Consider the following 24,916-nt stretch of genomic DNA (forward strand, 5'->3'; position numbering starts at 1 on the left):
TTCCGAGCCGTACGAGCGAGGATCTACGGGCGAGTCGTGTCGGATCGGGGATGATCCGGCGGCCGTCGGCTGTCATACGAGTGAACGGGCCATCGCCACCGCCCCGTCGACCGGCGGCACCGTGAGGGGCCTCGGCCGGGCTCTCGGCACGCGCGCGGCCAGGGACGACACGAAGGCGTCATACAGGGCGGGTTGGGCGAGAACGGTGGTGCCCGCGACCACCACGTCGTCGACGGCGACCCCGCGTGCGGCGAGCCGTTCGACGAGCGCGGCCAGCGCGCGGCCGCCCTCGGTGATGACCGTTCGGGCGAGCGAAGAGCCCGCCTCGGCGGCGGCGAACAGCACGGGCGCGTGCCGGCCCCACTCGGCGGAGACGTCCCTGGCACTCTCCAGCGCCGCCCCGAGCGCCGGTACCTCGGTGACGTCGAACGCGGCGATGAGGCCCTTGGCCAGCTCGTCGGGTTCCTCGCCGCGGTCGTGCGCCGCCCACACGGCCCGCGCGGCCTCACGGACGAGACCGGCCGAGCCGCCCTCGTCGCCGAGCGCCGCGCCCCAGCCGCCGACCTGGACGGGGCTGCCGTCGTCGAGCCGGCCGACCGCGACCGAACCGGTGCCGGCCACCAGACCGACCCCACGGTCCAGACCCGCGGCGGGCACGAGGAGTTCGGCGTCGCCCGAGACCAGCGCGGGCGCGTCGAAGTGGAGTTGCAGAGCGGTGCGGATCTGGGCGCACTGCCGGGGTGTCTCGCAGGCGTGCCCGCCCACGGCGACGGCGGCCGGGCGTGCGCCCGCCGGCAGCGCCTCGGCGACCAGCGCCGCCAGCCAGCCGGCCGCGGCCACGGGGTCGTGCGGACGCCAGCCGCTGCTCGGCCGGACGTGATCGGCGACGGACCGCTCGCCCGCGAAGGCGCGCAGTTGCGTCTTGGTGCCGCCCACGTCGATGCCGACCACGAGAGGGCACGAGGGAGAGTCCTGCACGGATCCTCTTTCGTCGTTGCGCTTTGGCTGCGACGGTGGGCGAACCGTGCCTGGAGCAGGGGGAATTGGGGGAGTTGAAGAACTAGGGAAGCCCCGGGACGGGCCTCTGACGGACCACGGCAGGCGAGTACCGTGACGTTCGTTAGGAAGTTAGCTAACGAAGTACAGTGCGTGTCAATAGGCATCGCACACTCGACCACCCAAGGGCCCGTCCGGCCGCCGGGGTGGGGAAATCCGCGACGCCAGGGCATCCCATCGCCGCGTCCCGCGAAGACGATCGACCCGGGAGCGCGGCCTTGACCTGTGTGGGAGAACTGTGGAACACGACGTGGCGAAAGCCCCTCGTCTGACGGAGAGCGCGAGCGCGGTGTTCGCCGTGCTGGCCGGGGCGGGCAGCGCGACCCGGCCGCAGCTCGCGAGCCTGGCGGGCCTGTCCAAGCCGACGGTGTCCTCCGCCGTGGCGGAACTGGAGGGCGCCCGCCTCGCGGCCTGCTCCGGCACCTCATCCAGCGGCACGGGCCGCAGCGCCGCCGTGTACGGCCTCGGTCCCGCGGCCGGGGCCGTGCTCGCCGTCGACCTCGGCCCCGCCCTCACCCGGGTGCGCGGCTGCGCCCTGGACGGCACCCTGCTCGCCCAGGCCACCGGCTCCCGGGACGAGGCCGCCGACGTCGTGCGCGAAGCCCTCTTCGCGCTGCCCGCCGACGCCCCGCTGCGCACGGTCGTCGTCGCCGTCGGAGACGTCACCGCGCCGGAGAAGGAGGGCGCCCGAGTGCGCCCCGCGACCGCCAAGGCGGGCCCCGTCTTCGACGCGATGGCCGTCGCGCTGCCCCCGGGCGTGCCCGTCCACCTCGAGAACAACGTCAACTGCGCCGCGCTCGCCGAACTCCACGAGGGCGCCGCCCGCGGCCACCCCACCTTCGGCTATCTGCGGATCGGGGTGGGCATCGGCCTCGGCATCGTGGTCGGCGGTCAGGTGCTGCGCGGAGCCAACGGCGCCGCCGGTGAGCTGGCCCGGCTGCCCTATCCCTGGGACGAGGGCCGCGTGCCCCGCCAGGAGGCCCTGGAGGAGTACATCGGAGCCCGTTCGCTGCTGCGGCGGGCCGCCGAGGCCTGGCACGAAGCCGACGGGCCGTGCCCCCGCACCGCCGAGCAGCTCTTCACCCTCGCCGCCGAGGGCCGGGCCCCGGCCCGCGACGTCGTCGGCCGGCATGCCACGGACGTGGGCCGCCTCGCCGCCGCCGTGACCGCCGTGCTGGACCCAGGACTGATCGTCCTGGGCGGCAGCACCGGCGCGGACCCGCAGCTCCTGCCCGGTGTACGTGCCGAACTGGCACGGCTGAGCTGGCCCACCGAAGTGGTCAGCAGCACCGTCGGGGATCTCGGCACGGTCGTGGGCGCCTCCAGGCTCGCGGTCGCCCGGGGAGTCCAAACCGTGACCGAGGCGGCGGGGGCGAAGGATTGACGGCCTCCGACTCGATCTGCCAATGTCCGGACAAGCGCTTTCTAAGTCGGCCGGGACGCCGACTCCGGGTGAGCCTCCCGCCCGTACGCGAAGTACGGCAGCCGCACGAGGGCGTGCTTGTGCGACGCCGGCCGTCATGGCCGGGGACCCCACCCGTCAAGGCGACGCGGCCGGGCGAGGCCGTGCCCCCGGAAAGCCCAATTTCCTGCAAGATGCACCCGTGCCGCCTCGGCTGGCGCCGTGCTTCCTTCGCTACGACGAAAAGGGATCGAACATGACCAGTGTGGGTGTGCGGCGCTCCCGCCGACTCGGCCGCGGCGGCATACGCCGCCTGGTTCCCCTCGCTGCCGTCGCCACGGCAGGTGCCCTGCTGCTCTCGGCCTGCGGGTCGGATTCCGGCTCGGGCGGGACCTCCAAGTCCCTGACGTTCTGGATCTCCACGGTTCCGGGGCAGGACGCGGGCTGGAAGAAGATGGTGGCGCAGTACAAGAAGGAAACCGGCGTCAACGTCAAGCTCGTCAACATCCCCTACGACGGCTACACGACGAAGCTGCACAACGCCGCGCAGGCGAACTCTCTGCCCGACGTGGCGGCCGTGCCGGCGCTGGACCCGATCTGGTCGAGCAAGCTGATCGACCTCAGCTCCATCGCCAACAACAAGAGCAACAACATCAACGCCAACTTCCTCGCCAAGGACTCGTCCGGGAAGGTGCTGTCCATCCCCTCGGACGTCACCGCGTCGGGCCTGTTCATCAACGAGACGCTGTTCAAGAAGGCCGGCGTCTCCGTCCCGGCCTCGCCGTCGAAGACCTGGACCTGGACCGACTTCATCGCCGCGGCGAACAAGGTCCGCGAGAAGACGGGCGCCAAGTACTCCCTGACCTTCGACCAGTCGCCGTCCCGGCTCCGCGCCATGGTGTACGAGATGGGCGGGAAGTACGTCCACGCGGACTCCTCCGGCAAGTTCTCGGTGGACGCGGCGACCAAGAAGGCCGTGAACTACTTCGTCGGACTGAACGACGACAAGACCATGCCGAAGTCGGTGTGGACCAGCGGCGCCGACCCGTCGGCCATGTTCCAGAGCGGTGACGTGGTCGCCTACTGGTCCGGTGTGTGGCAGGTTCCCGCCTTCGCGGAGAGCATCAAGAAGTTCGACTGGGCGAGCGTCCCGACTCCCGCCGAGCCGGTGCAGGCCAGCGATGTCAACAGCGGCGGCATGACGGTGGGCTTCAACAACAACGGCGACGCGGCCACCGCCGCGACGAAGTTCCTGTCCTGGCTGTACGAGCCGGCCCACTACCAGGCGCTGTGCGAGGCGTCCGGGTTCCTGCCGGTCGAGAGTGGCCTGAACCCGAAGTACCCCTTCAAGTCCGAGGCGGCGCAGGCGGCGTTCAAGCTGTACAACGAGTCGATCCCGCTCTACGCCCCGATCTCCGGGTACTTCAACACCGCGCAGACGAACTGGGTGCTGAAGGGCAAGAGCCTCACCGAGGACCCGACCAAGACGGAGCTCGGCAAGGCGATCAACGGCCAGCAGTCGGCCGACAAGGCCCTGGAGAACATCGTGTCCGGCTACAACCAGCAGGTCGGCGGCGGATCGTAGGCCACAGGGCCGGGGGGGGGGGGGGGGGGGGGGGGGGGGGGGGCGGGCGGGGGGGCGGCGGGGGGGGGGGGGGGGGGGGGGGGGGGGGGGGGGGGGGGGGGGGGGGGGGGGACCTCGCCCGCCCCCCCCGCCCCCCGCCCCCCCGCCCCCCCGGGCCCCCCCCCCCCCCCCCCCCCCCCCCCCCCCCCCCCCCCCCCCCCCCCCCCCCCCCCCCCCCGGCCCTGGGTGCCCGCGTGATGCCGGGCTCATGGCGTGAGCCCGCAGCAATCCATTCCACCAGCACGGAGTCAGGAAGATGACAAAACGCGCCTCGGACGTGTCCGTGAGCCCGCCCAGGAGACGCAACAAGTACATCGTCGCGCCGCTCGTCCTCATCACGGCCAATGTCGTGCTCTTCGCGCTGTTCTTCGTCTGGCCGGCGGTGATCGGGCTCGTCTACTCCTTCACGAACTACACGGGTGTGGGGGCGTTCCAGTTCATCGGACTGGACAACTACCACAACCTCTTCGGGGACTCCACCTTCTACGACGCGCTGACCCGGACGCTGCTGTACGCCGTGCTCTTCGTTCCGCTGAACTTCGCGGTCTCGCTGCTCGCCGCCAACCTGGTGGTGAGCAAGCACGCCAAGGGCGCGTCGGTCGCCCGCGTCATCTTCTTCATCCCGTGGCTTCTGTCGCCCATCGTCGTGGGTGTCCTGTGGCGGTGGCTGTTCGGTGAGAACTTCGGACTGGTCAACTACGTCATCGAGAAGCTCGGCGGAAGTGCCGTTCCCTGGCAGTCGAACGCGGACCTGTCGTTGATGGTGGTGGTAATGGCGGCATCCTGGGCCTGGACGGGCTTCTCGATGCTGCTGTTCATCGCGGCGATCAAGAACGTACCGGTGTCGTACTACGAGGCGGCCTCGCTCGACGGCGCCGGCCCATGGCGCCAGTTCATCAGCATCACGCTGCCGAGCATCGCGCCCACCTCGTTCATCGTCATCCTGCTCAACACGATCAACGCGATGAAGGAATACCCGGTGTTCGTCGCCCTCAACAACGGCGGACCCGGAACGTCGAACAACCTGATGGTCCAGTACATCTATGAGACCGGCTTCAAACGGGGCCAGATCGGCTACGCGAGCGCCGCGTCATTCGTGCTCATGCTCATCCTGATGGCCGTCGCGATCATCCAGCTGATCGTCAACCGGCGGGTGGAGAACCGATGACAACCACAGACATCCCACGCCCGGTCGACGCCGATCCCGGACGGGCCGTCTCCAAGAAGCGGCCCCGCAGTGCGGGCACCGGTGGGCTCCGGCGGGCGGTGCCCGCGACGACACTGCTGTGGATCCTGGCGTGCCTGTACGGATTGCCGGTGCTGTGGTTCATCCTCAGCTCCCTCAAGCCGGCCTCGGATCTGTTCTCCTATCCGCTGACGCTGGTTCCGCACAACCCCACCCTGTCGGGTTTCAAGGCAGCGTGGGACAGTGCCAACTTCTCCCAGTACTTCATCAACACGGCCATCGTGTGCGTGATCACGACGATCCTCACGGTGGGTGTCAGCTGCTGTACCGGGTACGCGCTGGCCAAGTACGACAACAAGTGGCTCAAGGTCTTCTTCATCTGCATCCTGGCCACCACGATGCTGCCGTCCGAGGTCATGCTCGCCCCGGAGTTCCTGGTGGTCCGCAACCTCGGCCTCTACAACTCGTTCGCCGGCATCATCCTCCCGGCCGTGCTCACCGCGACCGGATGCTTCATGTTCCGCCAGTTCTTCCTGACGGTTCCCGACGAACTCGTGGAAGCCGCACGCATCGACGGCGCCCGCGAACTGTCGATCTTCCTGCGGATCATGGTGCCGCTCTCCCGGCCCATCATGCTGACCCTCGCCATCCTGTCCTTCCAGTGGCGGTGGAACGACTACATCTGGCCGCTTCTGATGCTGAACGACCCCAACAAGTTCACCGTGCAGATCGGCATCCAGAGCATCGTCGGCGCGCAGAACATCAACTGGTCGGTACTGCTCGGCGCATCGGTCATCTCCATGATCCCTCTGATCGCCATCTTCCTGGTCTTCCAGCGCTACGTCATGAGCGCCGACATCAACGCCGGACTGAAGGACTGACCGTGCCCACCCCGCTCGACCACGAGTTCGTCCGCGCGGTGGCCGCCGCCGCCGACCGGCTGGCCGCCCCGCTGGCGGCAGGCCCCGACGAGGAACCCGCCGGTGTGCCGCACCGCGGCCTGGCCCGCCGGGTGAAGACCCTGGTCGCGGCATACCGTTCCCCGGACTCGGCACTGCACGGCAGCAGGCAGGCCATCGCCGCCACGATGACCCACCTCCGCGCCCTGCGGGCCGCGCAGACTACCACCGGCCTCTTCGCCGGCGGCGACAACGTGCAGTCACCGCCGGACTCCGCGTTCACCGTCAACGACGTGTGCGACGCGCACGTTCTCGCCGCCGGCGCGGGGCCGGAACTGCGCGACGTCACGGCCGCGCTCGCCGAGATCGCCGGCGCCGCCTTGGGCAGTCTCCTGACCGGTGGGGTGCACACCCCCAACCATCGCTGGGAGCTGTGCGCGGCGCTGGCCCGGCTCCACCGGTCGTTCCCCGACGACCGGCTGCTCGACCGCATCGAGGCGTGGCTCGCCGAGGGCGTCGACATCGACGCGGAGGGCCTGTACTCGGAACGGAGCGCCAACTACGCGGCCCACGTGTCCAACCCTTCGCTGCTCCTGCTGGCCGACGTGCTCGGCAGAGCCGACCTCGTGGACGCCGTCGAACGCAATCTCGCCACGACCTTGGACCTCATCAGGCCGGACGGCACAGTGGAGACCGTCCACTCGCGACGGCAGGACCAGAACCACCCGTTCCCGCTGGCGCCCTACCTGCCGCACTACCGGCTGCTCGCGATCCGTACCGGCCGGGGCGACTTCAGCCGGGCGGCGCGGCTGGCGGCCGCCGGCGGCATCGACGACCCCGACCTGCTCGCCGAGACCCTCCTCACCCCGGACCTGTGCCGCGCCATGCCGGACCCGGCCGCGGAGACACTTCCGCGCGACCGGTACCTCACCACCGCACGCCTCGCCGCACGCGCCTCGGCCGATGTGCACACGGTGGTGTACGGCGGATCCGACGTCCCTGAGCACCGGCGCATCCGCTCGGGTCTCGCCTGCAACCCCACCTTCCTGCGCCTGTTCGCCGGCGACGCCGTCCTCGACGCGGTCCGCCTCTCACGGGGATTCTTCGACCTGGGCCCGTTCCGCGCCGCCGGCATGCAACAGCTCGCCGACAACCGGTACCAGCTCACCGAAACCCTCACGGCCGCCTACTACCAGCCGCTCCCGCCGGACCGGCGACGGGACGACGGCGCCTACCGAATGGCGGACGAGGGACGCTTCTCGGCCGCGATGGCCTTCCCGGACCGGCCTCGGGACGAGGTCTCGCACACGACCCGAGTCGAGGTGGACCTGAGGGAGGACGGTGCCGACCTGCGGATCGACATCAGCGGACCACGGGTCCCCTGGGCCCTCGAACTGACCTTCCGGCCGGGCGGCGTGCCAGAGGGCGCCGTACCGATCGGCGACGGACGCTGGTGCCTGACGACCGGGCTGATGACCTACCGGGTCGGCGACGACGAGATCCAGGTCGAGGCCGACGTCGAGGCAGGCGAACCGCTCGCCGGGCCGGACCGGAGCGACGTACTACGCTACGACCCGGGTCAGGACTACACCGTGGTGGGCGGCACCGATGCGACGACCGGGAACCGCGTCTACATCGGTGGACTCGGCCCGCACACACTGACCGTCGCACTGCACGCCCGCCGGCCCGCACCTGTCGTGTGACCCCGCTGGCCCGGCTCACGCCGGAGGGCGACCTCGCACACCCCGACTGCGTGGACGACATCGGCGACGCCTCGCTCGGGATCACCTCGCTGTTGGCGCTCGCCCGGCAGGGCAGCAAGGACCCGCGCCTGCCGGAGGCGGTGCACCGCGGCCTCGCCTTCCACCTGAACGAGCGGATGATGGGGAAGCGGCGGCCGTCCTCGTCGTCGGGGTCCATGGCCTCGTGCGGGAGCCCCTCCCGCTCACCCGCCGGCGTCCGCTCCAACTGTCCCCGGTCCACCGCCGGCACGGTGATGTCCAGCCCCGTCCGGCCACCCCACGACGCCCCGCACCACCAGGTCGGCCCGCTCCCGCGTCGCGGCGACCAGCCCGGCGTTGTCCTGGTCGGAACCCAGTACCCACGCCACCGCCTCCTCGTGGCCCTTGCCGAACTCCTCGTGCCGGGCGACCAGCCGCCGCAGGCGCTCCTCCTCGTCGATCTCGCAGAACCACACCTCGTCCAGCTCGGCCCGGACGCGCGCCCACGCGCCCGTGTCCAGCAGCAGGTAGTTCCCCTCCGTCACGACCAGCCGGGCGGACGGCGGCACCGGGATCGCCCCCGCGACCGGCTGCTCCAGCACCCGTTCGAAGCCGGGCGCGTACACGACCTCGCCGTACGACTCCTGGGAGCGCAGTCGCCGCAGCAGCGCCGCGTACCCCGCCGCGTCGAAGGTGTCGGGCGCACCCTTGCGGTCGCGTCGGCCGAGCCGGACGAGTTCGACGTCGGCGAGGTGGAAGCCGTCCATGGGGACGTGCGCCACCCACGGGTCACCGTCGGCGTTGAGCGCCCGTACAAGGCGTTCGGCGAGTGTCGTCTTGCCCGCGCCGGGGCTGCCCGCGATGCCGAGGAGTGCACGGCGGCCGTGGCGGGTGAGGGCGTGGGCTCGGCGGAGGAGGTCGTCGAAGGTCAGCGGCACGTATGCGAGTGTGTCACCCGACCTCGGGTCGATGACTTCAGGTCGGCAGTGCAGTCTGGTTCCCAGGGGAGTTAGGGAGCCGACTCGATGTCCGACGACCAGGCGCAGATCCGCACTCTGATCACCAACTGGGCCGAAGCCGTCCACCGGGGCGACCTCGACGGCGTCCTCGCCGACCACGCCGAGGACCTCGTGATGTTCGACGTGCCGCCGCCCGACGAAGGCATCCACGGCCTGGCCGCCTACCGTGCGATCTGGCCGCCGTTCTTCGCATGGCAGGCCCAGGGCGCCTGCTTCGACATCGTGACCCTCGATGTCACGGCCGGCACCGACGTCGCCTACGCGCACGCCCTGCTGCGGTGCGGCTCACCCGAGGAACTCGCCGAACACCCCACACTGCGCCTCAGACTGACCTTCGGCCTGCGCAAAGAACGGGGCCGCTGGCTGGTCGCCCACGAGCACCACTCGTTCCCGCACGACTGAGCCCGGCGCGCGTCAGGTCGTAAGACGCGCGTCGGGCCGTAGGAGTCTGTCGTGAAGTGCTCCTTGTGTGGCGTGCGCCACCCACTGGAAGCGGTCTGGCGGGGAACCGTGTCCTGTATGACGGAGCTCGGACTACCCGAAGACATCCTGGCCTGCCTCTTCGACCTCGACGGTGTGGTCACGAAGACGGCCGTCGTGCACGCGGCGGCCTGGAAGGAGATGTTCGACGCGTTCCTGCGCGAACGCGAGGGCGAGCATTTCCGGCCGTTCAGCGATGCCGACTACGACGAGTACGTCGACGGCCGCCCCCGCGCCGACGGTGTCCGCACCTTCCTCGCCTCCCGCGGCATCGAACTGCCCGAAGGCGACCCCGGCGACCTGCCGGACACCCCGACGGTGCACGGCCTGGGCAACCGCAAGAACGACCTGGTGCTGGAGAAGATCCGCACCGACGGCGTCGAGGCCTACGACGGCACGCTGCGCTACCTCGAAGCGGTCCGCGCGCGCGGCCTGCGTACCGCGATCGTCTCCTCCAGCGCCAACTGCCGTGACGTCCTGCGCGCCATCGACGCCGAGTCCCTGTTCGACGTTCGCGTCGACGGCGTGGTGGCCGCCGAGCGGAAGCTGCCGGGCAAGCCGCACCCCGACACCTTCCTCGCCGCCGCACACGACCTGGGCGTCGATCCCTCGCGCTGCGCCGTCTTCGAGGACGCCCTGGCCGGCATGGACGCGGGCCGCTCCGGCCACTTCGGGTACGTCGTCGGCGTCGACCGGGTCGGACAGACCGACGCCCTGTACGCGCACGGCGCGAACGTCGTCGTGAAGGACCTGGCAGAACTGGGAGGCAAGGCGTGATCAGCCACAGGGCGTACACCGTCGAACCCTGGGCCGTGCGCGAGACCGACCTGGGCCTCGACGTCCTCGCCCAGAGCGAGTCCGTGTTCGCGCTGTCCAACGGCCATGTCGGCTGGCGTGGCAACCTCGACGAGGGCGAACCGCACGGCCTGCCCGGCTCCTACCTCAACGGCGTGCACGAACTGCACCCACTGCCCTACGCCGAGGCAGGCTACGGCTATCCGGAGTCCGGCCAGACCGTCATCAACGTCACCAACGGCAAGGTGCTGCGGCTGCTGGTCGACGACGAGCCGTTCGACCTGCGCTACGGCCGGCTCGTCGCCCACGAACGCACCCTGGACCTGCGCAGGGGAGTCCTCGAGCGGACCTGCGAGTGGATCTCGCCGGCCGGCTCCCGGGTACGGGTGCGCTCGACGCGGCTCGTCTCCCTGACCCAGCGGGCGATCGCGGCCGTGGCGTACGAGGTGGAACCCGTCGACTGCCGGACCCGCGTGGTGATCCAGTCGGAACTCGTCGCCAACGAGAGCCTGCCCGACCCGGACGGCGACCCGCGCGCCGCCCGGGCCCTGAAGTCACCCCTGGAACCGGAGGAGGACTTCGCCTCCGGCCTCAGGCAGCGCCTCGTGCACCGCACCCGCCGCAGCGGCCTCCGGGTCGCCGTCGCCGCCGACCACGTCATCGACGGGCCCGAGCGGACCACGACCAGCAGCGAGAGCAACGTGGACGTGTCCCGGCTGACGGTCACCTCCGTCCTGGAACCCGGCCGGCGCCTGCGGGTGGAGAAGCTCGTCGCGCACGGCTGGTCGAGCGCCCGCTCCCGGCCCGCGATGAGCGACCAGGTCGAGGCCGCGCTCGCGGCGGCCGGGCACAGCGGCTGGCAGGGCCTGCTGGAGGAACAGCGGGCGTACCTCGACGACTTCTGGGCCCGCGCCGACGTCGAGGTCGACGGCGACGAGGAGATCCAGCAGGCGGTCCGCTTCGCCCTGTTCCACGTCCTGCAGGCCGGTGCCCGCGCCGAACAACGGGCCATCCCCGCCAAGGGGTTGACCGGCTCCGGCTATGACGGCCACGCTTTCTGGGACACCGAGACCTTCGTTCTGCCCCTGCTCACCTACACCGCACCCGACTCCGTCGCCGAGGCGCTGCGCTGGCGGCAGAACACTCTGCCCGCCGCCCGCGAGCGCGCCCAGCAACTCGGCCTGAACGGTGCCGCGTTCCCCTGGCGGACCATCGAGGGCTCGGAAGGGTCCGCGTACTGGCCCGCCGGCACCGCCGCCTTCCACGTCAACGCCGCCATAGCCGACGCCGTCGTGCGCTACACGGCGGCCACCGGCGACACCCACTTCGAACGCGACACCGGCATCGAACTCCTCGTGGAGACCGCCCGCCTGTGGCGCTCGCTCGGCCACCACGACCACCACGGCGTCTTCCACATCGATGGTGTCACGGGCCCCGACGAGTACAGCGCGGTCGCCGACGACAACCTGTACACCAACCTGATGGCCCGGGCGAACCTCCTGGCCGCCGCCGACGCCTGCGGGCGCCACCCGGACGAGGCCGCCCGGCTCGGCGTCGACGACGAGGAGAGCGCCGCCTGGCGGGACGCCGCCGAGGCCGTCCACATCCCCTACAACGACGAACTCGGCGTCCACGAACAGCACGCCGGCTTCACCCGCTACCAGCGCTGGGACTTCGCCGGCACCCGCCCCGACCAGTACCCGCTGCTGCTGCACTTCCCCTACTTCGACCTCTACCGCAAACAGGTCGTCAAACAGGCCGACCTGGTCCTGGCGATGTACCTGTGCAGCGGCTGGTTCGAGGAGTTCCACGACGAGGAGCAGATCGCCCGCAACTTCGCCTACTACGAGCCGCTGACCGTACGGGACTCCTCGCTCTCGGCGTGTGTCCAGGCCGTCGTCGCCGCCCAGTCCGGGCATCTCGACCTGGCCTACGCCTACACGGCCGAGGCGGCGCTCATGGACCTCGCCGACCTGGAGCAGAACACCCGCGACGGACTGCACATCGCCTCCCTCGCCGGTACCTGGACAGCCCTGGTCGCCGGATTCGGCGGCCTTCGCCGCGACGGGCGCTCACTCCGGTTCACGCCACGCCTGCCCGACAGGTTCAGCCGCCTCGCCTTCACCGTCCAGCTCCTGGGGCGCCGCCTGCGCGTGGAGATCGGCCCGGACAAGGCCACGTACACCCTGCTCTCCGGCGCCCCTCTGACGATCCGCCACCACGGCGACCTGCTGACCGTGAACGGCGACGGCCCCGTGGTCCGCCCCGTACCGCCCCAGAACCCGCGCCCGGCACCCGACCAGCCCCCGCACCGCAGCCCCGACGTCCGCTGACTAAGCGGGAGTCCAGTCGGCGACCAGGTCCAGCAGGCCCGGGAACCGGGCCTGCAGGTCCTCGACGCGTACATGGCTGCGCCGCTCGAGGCCGTACTGCCTCTGCCTGATCAGCCCGGCCTCCCGCAGCGCGCGGAAGTGGTGCGTCAAAGAGGACTTGGGCCGGTCAAGACCGAGCCAGCCGCAGGGATGGTCGTACGCCTGTGCGTCCAGCAGCAGCGTCCGGACGATCCCCATCCGCAGCGGGTCGCTCAGCGCACCCATGACCACCTCCAACCGCAGTTCCTCACGGGTCGGTTCGGGCAGCGGGGCGGGCAGGTCGGCGGGGGCCGGGAACGGTCCGGCGAAACGGTGGGCCCTGGTGGCCGACGCCATCTCCATCACCTCGTGGGTTCGGTACGAGCCTCAGTACGAGTTGAATCGTACAGCCGTATGTGTTCGACTTCGCTCGTACCAGTAGTTCGACTTTTCTCGTACTGCTCCCGGAGGAGTGCTCATGCGTGCCACCCGTTACGCCGTCCCGTCCGCAGACGCGGCGCGTCCTCCCGGTCCGCCGCGGCGCGCGGTGTGGCTGGCCGCCTGGCCGGTGACCGCGGTGTTCGTGCTGTCCAACACGGCCACCCCGCTGTACGTGGTGTGGCGGGACCGGCTCGGCTTCTCGGCCGGGATGCTGACCCTCGTCTTCGCCGGATACATCGTCGGTCTGCTCGCGGCGCTGCTGGTGGCGGGCGTGGTCTCGGACCGGGTCGGGCGCAAGCCGGTGCTGCTGCCCGCACTGGCCCTGGGGGTCGTGGCGAGCGTGCTGTTCGCCACTGCCGGGTCCGTGCTCGCGCTGGTGGTGGCGCGGCTGCTGAGCGGGGTCGCGGTGGGGGCGGTGGTCTCGGCGGGCATGGCGGCGGTCGCCGACGTCGCAGGGCCGCGGCGCAGGCGCTTCGCCGCGCTGCTCGCGTCGACCGCGATGGTCCTGGGAGCCGGCACCGGCCCGCTGCTCGCGGGCGTCCTCTCCGAGACCCTTCCCGGGGCGACGGTCACCGTGTTCCTGCTGGAGATCGTCCTGCTCGCGCTCGCCGTCCTGGTGGTGTGGCGGATGCCGCTCGACCCTCCGGCCGGGCCGCGCGCGGGGGCGTGGATCCGGGTGCCCTCCGTGCCGCCCGTGCATCGCCCCCGACTCCTCATGGGCATCGCGGTGTTCGCGCCCGGCATCACCTCCACGTCGTTCGTCCTGTCCCTGGGGCCGTCCCTGCTCGCCGACGTGCTCGACACGACGAGCCGGATCGTCGCCGGCGCGACCGCGTTCGTCATGTTCACCGCCGCCACGGCCGTCCAGTTCGCCGTCCGCCGGCTGCCGGTGCGCACGATCCTGCTGACGGGCGCGGCCTCGGTCGTCGTGGCGATGGCGCTCCTGGCGGCGGCCGTCCGCCTCTCCTCGGCGCCCCTGCTGGGTGCCGCCGCGATCCTGGCCGGCGGTGGCCAGGGACTCGGGCAACTCGGCGGCCTGACCCTCATCGGCTCGCACGTCCCCACCGACCGCCTCGCGGAGGCCAACGCGGCCCTGAATGTCGGCGGGTACGTCCCCGCCGGTGTGCTGCCCGTCGCGGTCGGCTACCTCAGCGACGCGGTGGGGCTGTCCGCGGCGACGACCGCGTTCGCCGCGACCCTCGCCGCCGCGGGCCTGGCGGGCGCGGTGTTCGTGGCCCGCGGGACGGCCGACTGACCCGCGGGGCTTCAGCCAGGCCTCAGGCACCTGGCCGAACTCCACCCTGCACGCCAGTCCGAAGCGGGTTAGTTTGTCCATGCTTTCCGAGCTTCGTCTCATAAGCCCTACGACATGCAGGGGTGAGGGGTGGACGATGGCCCACGGCACGAACGCCATGCTGCCGGGTATGCGACGCGGCGAACCGGCGCCCGTACCGGGCACGTCCTGGCACACGCGCGGCGAGTGGCTGCTCGCGGCCGTGGCCGGCGCCTTCACGCTCGCCCAACTGGTCCTCGTACGACCGGGCATGGGCCTCGGCTGGGACGAGACGGTGTATGTCAGCCAGGTCGGCACCCAGGCCCCGGCGGCCTTCTTCAGCGCACCGCGTGCCCGGGGCGTCTCCCTGCTGGTCGCGCCGATCGCGTCCTGGTCGACCTCCACCGAACTGCTCCGCGTCTACCTCGCCCTCCTCTCCGGCCTCGGCCTCCACCTGGCCCTGCGCGTGTGGCGCGGCCTGTTCCCGACCCGGGTCCTGGCCCTGGGCGGCGCGCTCTTCGCCTCCTTGTGGATCACGCTCTTCTACGGCCCGCAGGCCATGCCCAACTACTGGGTCGCGGTCGGCGCCCTGGTCTGCGTCGGCTGCGTCCTGCGCGCCCGCGCCGACCGCCGCGACCGGGCGGCCCTGTGGGGTGTCGCGGCGGGCGCCACGCTCATGGCGTGGATGCGGCCCGCCGACGCCGTGTGGGTCGCGCTGCCACTGCTCGCCCTGGTGCTGACGGCCCGCCGGTGGCGGCTCGCGGTCGCGCTCCTCGGCGGGCTCGTCGCCGGCGCGGGGGAGTGGGTGATCGAGGCGTACGTCGGCTACGGCGGCCTGGGCCGGCGGCTGTCCGAGGCCTCCGACATCCAGGGCGGACTCGGCCTGCACTTCGCCGTCGACGACCAACTGCGCAGCCTGGTCGGGCGGACCCTGTGCCGCCCGTGCACCGGACCGATGCCCAACCCGGCGGTCATGGCCTGGTGGTTCGTCCTGCCCCTGCTCGCCGCCGTCGCACTGGTGGTCGCGGTACGGGCCCGGCGCACCGCGCCCACCCTGCTGCCGCTGGCCTGCGCCACGACGGCCGCCGTGCCCTACCTGTTCATGATCGGGTACGCGGCTCCCCGCTTCCTGCTGCCCGCCTACGCACTGCTCGCGATCCCGGTCGCCGACGCCCTGTTCCACCTGGTCACCACGCCGGCCGTCCGGTGGCGTCCGGTGGCGGCGGCCCTGCTGGCGGTCGGTCTGGCCGGGCATCTGGCGGTGCAGTACGTCGTCCTGGGTCACACGGTGGACCGCACCACCGCCGACCGCCGCGACTGGGCCCGTACCGCCGCCGACCTGCACCGGCTGGGCGTCCGCCCGCCCTGCCTGCTCACGGGCCTCGAGGCCATCCCCGTCGGCTACTACACCGGCTGCTCCTCGGCTGCGACCGGCGGTCCCAACGCCAACAGCACCCGGGCGGACATCCTGCGCACCGCCCGCCGCATGCCGACGGCCGTCCTCACCCGGCCCGGCGCCGCGCCGCCCTCGTACGCCCGCGGCTGGGAGAGGCACCGGTTGGCGGGACTGGACGCGCGCCTCGCGCCGACGCCGGAACGCCAGGACGGGCCCGCGTGACGTCCGAGCAGGTCGTCGACGGTGGAGCGCCGGGGCGGGCCCGTGTGCCGTCCGAGCCGGTCGTGGAGGCCGGGGTGCCGGGGCGGGTCGGCGTAGCGTCCGAGGGCATCGCCGTCACGCCTGCCCGAAGACGTGCCTACTGGCACACCGTCCTCGCCCTCGGCGTCCTGGTGACCGCCGTCTGGCTGGCCCGGCGCCACTGGCCCCTGCTGGAGACCGGCGCCCTCCGGCTCGCCGTGGCCGACCAGGGCTGGCTGCTGGTCGGTGCCACGGCCGCGGCTGCGACCTGGCTGTGCTCGGCGCTCGCCCAACAGGGCGCCGTGACCCGGCGGTTGCCTCCGGGGCGACTCGCGGCCACCCAGTTCGCCGCCTCCGCCGCCAACCACGTGCTGCCCGCCGGGCTCGGCGCGGGCGCGGTGAACCTGCGCTTCCTCATGCGCTGCGGAATGCCGGCCGGCCGCTCGGCGACCGCGGTCGCGGTCAAGGCCACGGCCGGCGGGATCGCGCGGGGTGCCCTGATCGCCGTACTCGCCGGCGCCTGCCCGGGCGTCCTGCGGATCCCACCCGGCTGGGGCGGCTGGGCGGCCCTTGTCGGCGCGGCGCTCGGCGGCACCGTCCTGCTGGGCGTCCGGCTGTGGCCCCGCTGCCGGCACGCCCTCGGTCTGGTGCTGGCGGACATCAGGGCCGTCCACGCGCGACCGCGGCGGGCGGCGGCCCTGTGGGGCGGCTCGCTGGCGTTCGCCCTGATGCACGCCGTCGTGCTGATCGCCGTCACCCGGGCCGTCGGGCTGCCGCTGGACCCGCCACTGGTCGCCCTGCTGTACCTCACCGCGAGCTGCGCCGCCGCCCTGCTGCCCACCCCGGGCGGCCTCGGCTCCCTCGACGCCGCGCTCGGCCTCGCCCTCGCCGCCGCCGGAGCCCCGGCCGCCGCCGCTGCCTCCGCCGTGCTCGGCTACCGCCTCCTGACCGTGTGGCTCCCGCTGGTCCCGGGCCTGCTGGTGCTCGGGATCCTGATCCGCCGCAAGGCGCTGTGACCGACCGGCGTTTCCCGTCCGCCCGCATCTGGTAGGAGTCCGGTTGTCGGTCCGCAGACGAGGGGGAATGCCATGACGTGGGACGAGAACGGCGGGCGGTTAGGAGATGAGTTCTTCACCCCGGGGACGTCGTCCTTCGCCGAGTTCCTGGCCGCGCACCGCCCGGAGCTCCTCAGCACCCGCCGCGTTCTGCCGGACGGCGTGGTCGCCGCACCCGACCAGGTGCCGCACGGCACCACCGTGCTCGCCGTCGCCTACCGCGACGGCGTGCTGATCGCCGGCGACCGCAGGGCCACCATGGGCAACCTCATCGCCCAGCGCGACCTGGAGAAGGTGCATCCCGCGGACGACTACACGGCGGTCGCCTTCGCCGGCACCGTCGGCCTCGCGGTGGACATGGTGAAGCTGTACCAGGTCGAGCTGACGCACTTCGAGAAGATCGAGGGCACCGCGATGACCCTCAACGCCAAGGCCCGCCGCCTGGCCGGCATGATCCGGCAGAACCTCGGCCAGGCCATGCAGGGCCTGGCCGTCGTACCGCTCCTCACCGGCTACGACCCCTTGGCCCCCGAGGGCGAGCGGGGCCGCATCTTCGGCTTCGACGTCGCCGGCGGCCTGTACGAGAAGACCGACTTCCACGCCGAGGGGTCCGGATCGCCCTACGCCCGGGGCGCGTTGAAGAAGCTGTTCCACAAGGGAATGGACCGGCGCGAGGCCGCCCTGGCCGCGCTCCAGGCGCTGTACGACGCCGCCGAGGACGACTCCGCGACCGGCGGCCCCGACATCAACCGCCGGATCTTCCCCATCGTGTCGGTCATCACCGAGGACGGCTTCGAGCGGCTGAGTGAACCGGAGACCGAGGAACTGAGCCGCGAGATGGTCGAGCAGCGCCGCGGCAGGCCGGATGGACCGAACGCCAGGCCGTGACGCGCACCTTGCTGACCGGGCGCTTTCCCCACTCGTGGTGAAGACCTGTCACGGGCTTTACTGCACATCACTTGCAGCTGCTGGAGGATGGCACGAGGCTGCTGGACGCGGCCGTACACCGAAAGAAAGATCCTCCCCCCGATGACGGCCGCCCCTGACTCCACTCCGCCCCTCCTCCCCGCCACCGCCCCCGAGAGGGGCTCGGCCCGGCACCGGGTCCGCGGCTCCATGACGCGGCAGGAGTGGATCAGGGTGGGCGGGATGGCCGCAGCGGTCGTGGCGCTGCATGTCATCGGCTGGTTCACGCTGGTCGCGATCGTCGCGCCGCACCACTACGGCATCGGTGAGAAGTCTTTCGGCATCGGGATCGGCGTGACCGCCTACACGTTGGGCATGCGGCACGCCTTCGACGCCGACCACATCGCGGCCATCGACAACACCACCCGCAAGCTGATGGGCGAGGGACAGCGGCCGCTGTCGGTCGGCTTCTGGTTCTCGCTCGGCCACTCCAGCGTCGTCTTCGCCCTGGCGCTGCTGCTGTCGCTCGGCGTGAAGACCGTCGCCGGACCGGTCCGCGACGGCGACTCCCGGCTCCACGACGTCACGGGCCTGATCGGTACGACGGTCTCCGGGACCTTCCTCTACGTCATCGCGGCGATCAACCTGGTCATCCTCGCCGGGATCTGGAAGGTGTTCCGCCGGATGCGCTCCGGCCACTACGACGAGGCCGCCCTCGAAGAACAGCTGAACAACCGCGGCTTCATGAACCGTCTCCTCGGCCGCGTCATGAAGTCGATCACCAAACCCGGTCAGATGTACCCGCTCGGCGTGCTCTTCGGCCTCGGCTTCGACACCGCCACCGAGATCGCGCTGCTCGTCCTGGCCGGCTCGGGCGCCGCCTCCGGCCTGCCCTGGTACGCGATCCTGTGCCTGCCCGTGCTGTTCGCCGCCGGCATGTCCCTCCTCGACACGATCGACGGCACCTTCATGAACTTCGCCTACGGCTGGGCCTTCTCCAAGCCCGTCCGCAAGGTCTACTACAACCTCACCATCACCGGCCTGTCCGTCGCCGTGGCCCTCCTCATCGGCACCGTCGAACTCCTCGGCCTCCTCGCCGAGCGACTCCACCTCCACGGCGCCTTCTGGAGCCGGATCACCGGCCTCGACCTGAACATCCTCGGCTTCGTCATCGTCGGCCTGTTCGTCGCCACGTGGATCGTCGCCCTGGTGGTGTGGAAGGCCGGCCGCATCGAGGAGAAGTGGACGGCGGGCCTGGCCCAGGCCGCGGAGCGGGGCGCCGAGTAGCCGGCCGGAAGAACCGGCCGCACTCACTCCGGTGGAGTAGCGACAGAACGATTCGCCAGGTGAAAGGCCACGGCAATCGATCAACGGCCGGGGCGAAGGGGCCATCCTGGGGCGGCAGTCCAACCCCTCACCCACCTGGGAGATTGTCTTGCGTGTTCGTCGTCTGGTGACCAGTGCCCTCGGTTCCGCCGCCCTCGTGCTCAGCTCCATGGGCGTGGTGACCACCGCCGCGGGCCCTGCGGCGGCCGACCCCTGCGGGTTCTACGAGACCGGCTCCGACGCCTTCTACAACCACTGCACGTCCGACGGTTCACACGTCGTCATCAAGGTGGAGGTCGCGTTCGCACCCGACTACGAGCGATGTGTCGGACCGGGCAGGTCCTGGCTGGGGTCCGCGAGCGAGATCAGCGGTGCCCACTACGTCGGCCGCACCTGCTGACGAGCGGTCCTTCCTCGGCAGTGCTCCGTACCGCCCGGCCCCGGGCGGTACGGAGCACTCCGTGTTTCCCGGCCCGCTCAGGCCCGCAGCCTGAACTCCCCGTGCCACTTGACGAGTTGCTTCTCCGGATCGCCGGTGTACGACCACGGCGTACGCGTCGCCCGCCGCCCCAGCATCCGCAGCAGCGACGCGCCGACGTCCTCGAGACCCGCGCAACAGGCCGCGTGCGCCAGGTAGTGGACGTCACGCAGCTCGCCCGGCGCCACCGCACTCTCGGCCCGGCCCATGATCCAGCGCTGCCAGGTGCGCCGTACGTCACTGATCGCGCCGTCGTTGTCCCAGTGCTGGCCGAGGCCCACGGACGCCCGGCTGCCCTGCGCCGCTTCCAGGGTGTGCCGGTACTCCTCGACCCGCGCGTACTGCACCAGCACCGGCAGCGCGCAGCCCGGCGGTGCCACGCCCGCCGCGTCGCGGGCGAAGTCGTACATCAGGCCGTGCGAGCCGTGCCAGCGGGACGAGTAGTAGTGCAGCACCTGGAGGTGCCCCTCCACGCTGTACTGGTCCCGCCCGTGCAACTCGTCCCACCAGCGCCCCAGTTCCTGTCGGCGCACCCCCGACGGGTACAGCCGCGCCACGGAGATCAGCGAGATCCACGGGGTGGGGTCCTCCGGATAGGCCTCGGCGGCCTGCAGGCAGGCCATGACCGCGCTGTCGACGCGCTGCCGGCCGATCGGCGCGCCCCGGCCCGCGGCGATGGCCAGGTTGAACGCCCGGGCCGTCTCGGTCGCCGCGTACAGCACCAGCGCGTCGGCGTCGTACGGCTCGGCCGCCAGCCACGTCTCCGACGTGGAACTGCTGGTGCAGGCCTGGGCGAGCAGCCGCACGCGATGGCCGCGGGCGACCCAGTCGGGACCGGTGGCGCGCAGCAGCGCGCGCACTCCCTGCCAGCGGCCGATGACGATGTCGTGCCGGGTCGAGCTGAGGGCCCTGTCTCCGCAGTCGGGGTCGAAGTCGGGGGTGAAGCGGTCTCGCGCCATCGGAGTCTCCCTCAGAAGTCGGTGGAGAGACCCTCGTGGACACGGGAGTGCGCGCCGACGCGGTCGTCGGGGACGTAGTCCGTCTCGACGGTACGGGTGGCGTCGAGCTTCGCGGGCCGGTAGTACTCGCTGCCCTGCCGCCAGTACCAGAGCATCGGGATCAGGCCCACGGCCAGTCCGCCGATGCCGATCGTGACCGCGGCGGTGCTCAGCCCGCTCAGCGACTCGACGAACACCCAGAACATGAACAGGGCGCCCAGCAGCGGCCACAGCCCGCCGAAGACGAAGTTCGCCGCCGACTTCAGCAGCATCCTGCGATAGGCGACGACCACCGCGAGCCCGGCCAGCCCGTAGTAGACGGCGATCTGCAGACCGATCGCCGAGATGGCGTCGGAGAGGATGTCGCCGACCGTGCCGAGGGCGTTGGAGGCGATCAGCATGACCAGCGCCACCGTGCCGACGACCAGGATCGCGACCCACGGTGTGTTCCACCGGGCGTGTACCCGGCCGAGCGCGGACGGCATCGTACGGTCCCGGCCCATCGCGAACAGCGAGCGCGTGACCTGGATCAGCGTGGTCTCCAGCGTGGCGATGGTGGACAGCATCACCGCCACGATCAGCAGCTTGCCGCCCCAGCCCGGCAACACCTCCTCGCCGAGCACGGCCAGCACGTTGGCGTCGTTCTCCTCGATCTGCCGGGAGGAGAGGATCACGTTCACCGCGATGGTGAACGCCTCGAACAGCAGGAAGACGATGCCGACGCCGATCAGGCCCGCCAGTCCCGTCGTACGACGGCTGTTGCGGGTCTCCTCGCTCAGGTTGCTGGTGACGTCCCAGCCCCAGTAGTAGAACGCGGCGATGAGCGCCCCGGACGCGAAGCCCGACACACCGTCGAACTGGCCGAACCCGAGCCACGACCAGTCGAAGGCCCGGGCGCTGCCGGTGTGGAAGAGGGCGAGGACCGCGAACAGGGCCAGAACGGTCAGCTCCACCCCCGACATGACGAGCTGTGCGCGGACGGTGAGCCGGGCCCCGCCGAGGACGACCAACAGCATGGCCAGGAACCAGGCCGCGCCGACCGCCGTGGACAGCGCGGTGTGGTCCGCGAGCCCCTCGTCGAAAAGGGCGAGCGTCATCGATCCGGCGGGCAGCGAACCCGCCACCATGAAGATGGTCGCCGAGATCACCAGCGCCCAGCCGCTGAGGAACCCCAGAAAGGGGTGCAGCGTACGCCCCACCCACGAGTAACTGGCGCCCGCGTTCACGTCGATCCGGCCGAGATAGCTGAACGCCAGCGCGATGCCGAGCATCGGGATCGCGCAGTACAGCAGGGCCGCGGGACTCGCCAGTCCCACCGCGGAGACCAGGACCGCGGTGGTCGCGGCCAGCGAGTACGCCGGGGCGCTGCCCGCGATGGCCATCACCACCGTGTCGAACGTACCGAGGGCGTTGGCCTGCAGCCCTCTGCCCCTGAGATTGCTCATCGTTGTGCTGCTTTCCGTCGTGCACGACGCGAGGCCGGCAGGGCCCAGGCGGCGTAAAAAGGGGTGGGGGGTTGCTCCGCCCCGGACCGGAGAGGGATGGCCTCGGGCCGGGGGCGGTGAGGAGAAAGAAGGGGTGGCGGATACCGCGCGGTCGCTGCGTTGCCAAACGGTCACACCGTGTGTGCGTGTGATGATAGCGGCACTCATTGAGCTTTCAAGATTGACCGGGAAGTAACCTCCCGAGGCGTCGAAAGCCCCACTCCCGTACCTGTTTCGAGGTTGGAGATCCCGTACCGGGAAACGCGGATCGGGACACCCGACACAGACGAGTGCCACGCGCGAGGGAGGCGACGATGGACACGGAGCGGTCGAACCCCGAATCGATGGCGGACGACGCTTACCAGCCCACCGGAACCAACGAGGAGCAGGAGGACGCGGCGCCGCTGGACATGCAGGACGCCGTCGACGAGCGGACGTACGACGAGACCCTCGCGGAGGGTTACTCGCCGCCCGAGAAGCCGCTCGGCGTCACCAAGTACGGCACCACCGCCGCCGAACAGCACGACGGCGAGAGTCTCGACCAGCGCCTCGCCCAGGAGGTTCCCGACTCTCCCGTCCCCGTCGGTGACGGCATCGGCGACGCCCCCGACGGGGACGGCGAACCGATCGACCCGGAGGCGGGCACCGACCGCGCCGGCCGCCTCGTCGCCCCCGACGAGGGCGCCCACACCGACACCACCAAGGAGGAGGTCGCCTCCGACGTGGGCATCGACGCCGGAGCCGCCGGCGCCGAGGAGGCCGCCGTCCATGTCGTCGAGGACGACACGATCCTCCCCGACGGACCGCAGGACGAACTCGCGGACGTGCTATTGGACGACGAGGACGGCTGAGCGGGCCGCTCAGTCCCCGATCCGGTCGATGAGGCGGAGCTTGTTCGTGGCGTCCAGGGCGGCGACCTTGTAGGACTCCGCGAGCGTCGGGTAGTTGAATACGGCGTCGACCAGGTAGTCGACGGTGCCGCCGCAGCCCATCACGGACTGTCCGATGTGGATGAGCTCGGTGGCGCCCGTGCCGAAGCAGTGCACCCCGAGCAGGGTGCGGTCCTCGGGGGACACCAGCAGCTTCAGCATGCCGTGCGAGTCACCCATGATCTGACCGCGGGCCAGTTCCCGGTAGCGGGAGATGCCGACCTCGAACGGCACGAGGTCCTCGGTGAGTTGGTCCTCGGTCCGGCCCACGAAGCTGATCTCGGGAATGGTGTAGATGCCGATCGGCTGCAGGTTGTGCATCCGGGCGACGGGCTCCCCGCACGCGTGGTAGGCCGCGGCCCGCCCCTGCTCCATCGAGGTCGCCGCCAGCGCGGGGAAACCGATGACGTCACCGACGGCGTAGATGTGCGGCACCTCGGTGCGGTAGTGCTCGTCCACCGTGATCCGGCCCCGCGCGTCCGCCGACAGCCCCGCCTTGTCGAGGTCCAGGTCGTCGGTGAGGCCCTGCCGGCCCGCCGAGTACATCACGGTGTCGGCCGGGATCTTCTTGCCGCTCTCCAGGATGGTGAGCGTGCCCCTGGGATGGCGCTCGACGGCGGCCACCGTCTCCCCGAAACGGAAGGTCACCGCCAGGTCCCGCAGGTGGTACTTGAGCGACTCGATCACCTCGACGTCGCACATGTCGAGCATCCCGACACGCTTCTCGACGACGGTGACCTTGCTGCCGAGCGCCGCGAACATGGACGCGTACTCCATGCCGATGACACCGGCACCGACGATGACCATGGAGCGCGGCACCCGCTCCACGGCGAGCACGTTGTCCGAGTCCATGATCGTCCGCCCGTCGAACTCGACACTGTCCGGCCGCGCGGGCCGGGTGCCGGTGGCGATCACGAAGTGCTCGGCGCTGACCAGCCGTTCGTGGCCGGTGGCCTCGAGCAGGGCGACGGTGTGGGCGTCGACGAACCGGGCGGTGCCGGCGAAGAGGGAGACGTGGTTGCGGGACAGCTGGCTGCGGATGACGTCCACCTCACGGCTGACCACGTGCTGGGTGCGGGCGGTGAGGTCGCCGACGGTGATGTCCTCCTTCAGCCGGTAGCTCTGGCCGTACAGATCGCGCTGGGTGAGACCGGTGAGGTACAACACCGCCTCGCGCAGGGTCTTGGAGGGGATGGTGCCGGTGTGGATGGAGACCCCACCGACCATGTCGGGGCGGTCGACCACGGCCACCCGGCGGCCCAGCTTGGCCGCGGCGATGGCGGCCTTCTGGCCGCCGGGACCGGATCCGATGACGAGCATGTCGAAGTCGGGCACCTCCGGAGTGTGGCAGTCCTCGTGCCCGCTTGGTAAGGCCGAACGGTCAACTGCCTTGCCGCACCGGGGACACGGAAGTGCTGCCCGGGAACTGGTGACAGGAAGGCGGCAGTTGCGAGCACCGCGGGGAGGCCGGCCGCACGACGACTCGCCCCCGCGGGCGTCCGGTGCCGCGTGCCGGCTACGGCAGCAGCTTGTCCAGTGCGGCCGGGCCCTCCGTCTCCAGCTTGCGCCGGGCCCATTCCAGGGTGCGCGGGGTGAGGTCCTTGCCCGAGGCGAGCACCACGTCCTCGGGTGACACATCCGTGCCGGTGCGGGCGTGGAGCAGCGCGTCCGGGGTGACACGGTCCTCGGACGGCCCGGTCGCGTCGGGTTGTGACGTCGGCATCATGTCTGCTCCCTCGGATCCGGATGGTTCCTCAGTCCCGGTTTCCCTCACCGGTCCCGATATCACCATTCAACGCCCGCGCGCACCCTGCATCCCGAGGGACCGCGGAGCCGGCTCCAGGACGTGCGGCCACC

General features: G+C 71.3%; 22 protein-coding genes. 15 read left to right on the top strand and 7 right to left on the bottom strand.

Going from position 1 to position 24,916, the window contains the following annotated elements:
- Positions 1-72: 72 nt before the first annotated feature.
- Positions 73-978, bottom strand: coding sequence for an N-acetylglucosamine kinase (locus ACFYO2_RS23590; RefSeq protein ID WP_388352300.1), 906 nt, complete (start codon positions 976-978; stop codon positions 73-75).
- Positions 979-1,306: 328 nt separating this feature from the next.
- Between ACFYO2_RS23590 and ACFYO2_RS23595 the strand changes: the two genes are divergently transcribed.
- From ACFYO2_RS23595 to ACFYO2_RS23615, 5 genes are all read left to right on the top strand, one after another.
- On the top strand, positions 1,307-2,440 hold the full coding sequence (locus tag ACFYO2_RS23595; protein ID WP_388352303.1) for an ROK family transcriptional regulator: 1,134 nt from the start codon (positions 1,307-1,309) through the stop codon (positions 2,438-2,440).
- Between the two features lie 274 nt (positions 2,441-2,714).
- A complete protein-coding gene (locus ACFYO2_RS23600; RefSeq protein ID WP_388352305.1) occupies positions 2,715-4,043 on the top strand; it encodes an extracellular solute-binding protein in 1,329 nt (442 codons plus the stop codon).
- Positions 4,044-4,338: 295 nt separating this feature from the next.
- The gene (locus ACFYO2_RS23605; protein ID WP_388352308.1) at positions 4,339-5,250 is read left to right on the top strand and encodes a carbohydrate ABC transporter permease; all 912 of its coding nucleotides are present in this window, start codon (positions 4,339-4,341) and stop codon (positions 5,248-5,250) included.
- Positions 5,247-6,149 carry a carbohydrate ABC transporter permease gene (locus ACFYO2_RS23610; RefSeq protein WP_388352311.1) on the top strand — a complete coding sequence of 301 codons (903 nt, stop codon included), beginning with the start codon at positions 5,247-5,249 and terminating at the stop codon, positions 6,147-6,149. Before ACFYO2_RS23605 ends, ACFYO2_RS23610 begins: the two co-directional genes overlap by 4 nt.
- Positions 6,150-6,151: 2 nt before the next feature.
- Complete coding sequence (locus ACFYO2_RS23615; protein ID WP_388352313.1) at positions 6,152-7,870, top strand: hypothetical protein; 1,719 nt, start codon at positions 6,152-6,154, stop codon at positions 7,868-7,870.
- A 242-nt stretch (positions 7,871-8,112) separates the two neighbouring features.
- On the opposite strand, the gene ACFYO2_RS23620 is transcribed toward ACFYO2_RS23615, so the two are convergent.
- Complete coding sequence (locus ACFYO2_RS23620) at positions 8,113-8,826, bottom strand: nucleoside/nucleotide kinase family protein (RefSeq protein ID WP_388352316.1); 714 nt, start codon at positions 8,824-8,826, stop codon at positions 8,113-8,115.
- 87 nt (positions 8,827-8,913) lie between these two features.
- Between ACFYO2_RS23620 and ACFYO2_RS23625 the strand changes: the two genes are divergently transcribed.
- The 3 genes from ACFYO2_RS23625 to ACFYO2_RS23635 all read left to right on the top strand — a co-directional run bounded on the left by ACFYO2_RS23625 (position 8,914) and on the right by ACFYO2_RS23635 (position 12,515).
- Positions 8,914-9,309 (top strand): nuclear transport factor 2 family protein, encoded by a 396-nt coding sequence (locus ACFYO2_RS23625; RefSeq protein WP_388352319.1) that lies wholly within the window; start codon positions 8,914-8,916, stop codon positions 9,307-9,309.
- Positions 9,310-9,426: 117 nt separating this feature from the next.
- Positions 9,427-10,164, top strand: coding sequence for a beta-phosphoglucomutase family hydrolase (locus ACFYO2_RS23630; protein ID WP_388352321.1), 738 nt, complete (start codon positions 9,427-9,429; stop codon positions 10,162-10,164).
- Complete coding sequence (locus ACFYO2_RS23635) at positions 10,161-12,515, top strand: glycoside hydrolase family 65 protein (RefSeq protein WP_388352324.1); 2,355 nt, start codon at positions 10,161-10,163, stop codon at positions 12,513-12,515. Before ACFYO2_RS23630 ends, ACFYO2_RS23635 begins: the two co-directional genes overlap by 4 nt.
- Here the strand turns inward: ACFYO2_RS23635 and ACFYO2_RS23640 are convergent, their stop codons facing one another.
- Positions 12,516-12,890 (bottom strand): ArsR/SmtB family transcription factor, encoded by a 375-nt coding sequence (locus tag ACFYO2_RS23640; protein ID WP_388352327.1) that lies wholly within the window; start codon positions 12,888-12,890, stop codon positions 12,516-12,518. It lies immediately after the preceding gene.
- 121 nt (positions 12,891-13,011) lie between these two features.
- Here ACFYO2_RS23640 and ACFYO2_RS23645 point away from each other — a divergent pair, with 121 nt between their 5' ends.
- From ACFYO2_RS23645 to ACFYO2_RS23670, 6 genes are all read left to right on the top strand, one after another.
- Positions 13,012-14,229 carry an MFS transporter gene (locus ACFYO2_RS23645; protein ID WP_388352330.1) on the top strand — a complete coding sequence of 406 codons (1,218 nt, stop codon included), beginning with the start codon at positions 13,012-13,014 and terminating at the stop codon, positions 14,227-14,229.
- Between the two features lie 136 nt (positions 14,230-14,365).
- Entirely contained in the window at positions 14,366-15,865 is a 1,500-nt protein-coding gene (locus tag ACFYO2_RS23650; protein ID WP_388352333.1) for a hypothetical protein, read from the top strand.
- A 107-nt stretch (positions 15,866-15,972) separates the two neighbouring features.
- Positions 15,973-16,899, top strand: coding sequence for a YbhN family protein (locus ACFYO2_RS23655; protein WP_388352781.1), 927 nt, complete (start codon positions 15,973-15,975; stop codon positions 16,897-16,899).
- Positions 16,900-16,971: 72 nt separating this feature from the next.
- Positions 16,972-17,826: a proteasome subunit beta gene (gene prcB, locus ACFYO2_RS23660; RefSeq protein ID WP_388352336.1), complete on the top strand. Its 855-nt coding sequence runs from the start codon at positions 16,972-16,974 to the stop codon at positions 17,824-17,826.
- Between the two features lie 141 nt (positions 17,827-17,967).
- Positions 17,968-19,131 carry a HoxN/HupN/NixA family nickel/cobalt transporter gene (locus tag ACFYO2_RS23665; protein ID WP_388352339.1) on the top strand — a complete coding sequence of 388 codons (1,164 nt, stop codon included), beginning with the start codon at positions 17,968-17,970 and terminating at the stop codon, positions 19,129-19,131.
- A gap of 148 nt (positions 19,132-19,279) precedes the next feature.
- Positions 19,280-19,570: a DUF6355 family natural product biosynthesis protein gene (locus ACFYO2_RS23670; RefSeq protein ID WP_388352343.1), complete on the top strand. Its 291-nt coding sequence runs from the start codon at positions 19,280-19,282 to the stop codon at positions 19,568-19,570.
- 77 nt (positions 19,571-19,647) lie between these two features.
- Here ACFYO2_RS23670 and ACFYO2_RS23675 read toward each other — a convergent pair whose 3' ends face one another.
- Both ACFYO2_RS23675 and ACFYO2_RS23680 read right to left on the bottom strand, forming a co-directional pair.
- On the bottom strand, positions 19,648-20,607 hold the full coding sequence (locus ACFYO2_RS23675; RefSeq protein WP_388352346.1) for a hypothetical protein: 960 nt from the start codon (positions 20,605-20,607) through the stop codon (positions 19,648-19,650).
- Positions 20,608-20,618: 11 nt separating this feature from the next.
- A complete protein-coding gene (locus tag ACFYO2_RS23680) occupies positions 20,619-22,091 on the bottom strand; it encodes an APC family permease (protein ID WP_388352349.1) in 1,473 nt (490 codons plus the stop codon).
- A 353-nt stretch (positions 22,092-22,444) separates the two neighbouring features.
- Here ACFYO2_RS23680 and ACFYO2_RS23685 point away from each other — a divergent pair, with 353 nt between their 5' ends.
- Positions 22,445-22,981: a DUF5709 domain-containing protein gene (locus ACFYO2_RS23685; protein ID WP_388352351.1), complete on the top strand. Its 537-nt coding sequence runs from the start codon at positions 22,445-22,447 to the stop codon at positions 22,979-22,981.
- A gap of 9 nt (positions 22,982-22,990) precedes the next feature.
- Here the strand turns inward: ACFYO2_RS23685 and sthA are convergent, their stop codons facing one another.
- Both sthA and ACFYO2_RS23695 read right to left on the bottom strand, forming a co-directional pair.
- Positions 22,991-24,394: a Si-specific NAD(P)(+) transhydrogenase gene (gene sthA, locus ACFYO2_RS23690; protein WP_388352354.1), complete on the bottom strand. Its 1,404-nt coding sequence runs from the start codon at positions 24,392-24,394 to the stop codon at positions 22,991-22,993.
- Between the two features lie 181 nt (positions 24,395-24,575).
- On the bottom strand, positions 24,576-24,782 hold the full coding sequence (locus ACFYO2_RS23695; protein ID WP_388352784.1) for a hypothetical protein: 207 nt from the start codon (positions 24,780-24,782) through the stop codon (positions 24,576-24,578).
- Between the last annotated feature and the right edge of the window lie 134 nt (positions 24,783-24,916).

The sequence above is a fragment of the Streptomyces sp. NPDC006602 genome (genome assembly GCF_042870385.1).
Taxonomy (GTDB): Bacteria; Actinomycetota; Actinomycetes; order Streptomycetales; family Streptomycetaceae; genus Streptomyces.

Bases quoted from the DNA above. Each gene is read 5' to 3' on its own strand.
- ACFYO2_RS23600 (WP_388352305.1), top strand. From the start codon at position 2,715: ATGACCAGTGTGGGTGTGCGGCGCTCCCGCCGACTCGGCCGCGGCGGC.
- ACFYO2_RS23605 (WP_388352308.1), top strand. From the start codon at position 4,339: ATGACAAAACGCGCCTCGGACGTGTCCGTGAGCCCGCCCAGGAGACGC.
- ACFYO2_RS23610 (WP_388352311.1), top strand. From the start codon at position 5,247: ATGACAACCACAGACATCCCACGCCCGGTCGACGCCGATCCCGGACGG.
- ACFYO2_RS23625 (WP_388352319.1), top strand. From the start codon at position 8,914: ATGTCCGACGACCAGGCGCAGATCCGCACTCTGATCACCAACTGGGCC.
- ACFYO2_RS23630 (WP_388352321.1), top strand. From the start codon at position 9,427: ATGACGGAGCTCGGACTACCCGAAGACATCCTGGCCTGCCTCTTCGAC.
- ACFYO2_RS23640 (WP_388352327.1), bottom strand. From the start codon at position 12,890: ATGGCGTCGGCCACCAGGGCCCACCGTTTCGCCGGACCGTTCCCGGCC.
- ACFYO2_RS23645 (WP_388352330.1), top strand. From the start codon at position 13,012: ATGCGTGCCACCCGTTACGCCGTCCCGTCCGCAGACGCGGCGCGTCCT.
- ACFYO2_RS23650 (WP_388352333.1), top strand. From the start codon at position 14,366: ATGGCCCACGGCACGAACGCCATGCTGCCGGGTATGCGACGCGGCGAA.
- prcB (WP_388352336.1), top strand. From the start codon at position 16,972: ATGACGTGGGACGAGAACGGCGGGCGGTTAGGAGATGAGTTCTTCACC.
- ACFYO2_RS23665 (WP_388352339.1), top strand. From the start codon at position 17,968: ATGACGGCCGCCCCTGACTCCACTCCGCCCCTCCTCCCCGCCACCGCC.
- ACFYO2_RS23675 (WP_388352346.1), bottom strand. From the start codon at position 20,607: ATGGCGCGAGACCGCTTCACCCCCGACTTCGACCCCGACTGCGGAGAC.
- ACFYO2_RS23680 (WP_388352349.1), bottom strand. From the start codon at position 22,091: ATGAGCAATCTCAGGGGCAGAGGGCTGCAGGCCAACGCCCTCGGTACG.
- ACFYO2_RS23685 (WP_388352351.1), top strand. From the start codon at position 22,445: ATGGACACGGAGCGGTCGAACCCCGAATCGATGGCGGACGACGCTTAC.
- ACFYO2_RS23695 (WP_388352784.1), bottom strand. From the start codon at position 24,782: ATGCCGACGTCACAACCCGACGCGACCGGGCCGTCCGAGGACCGTGTC.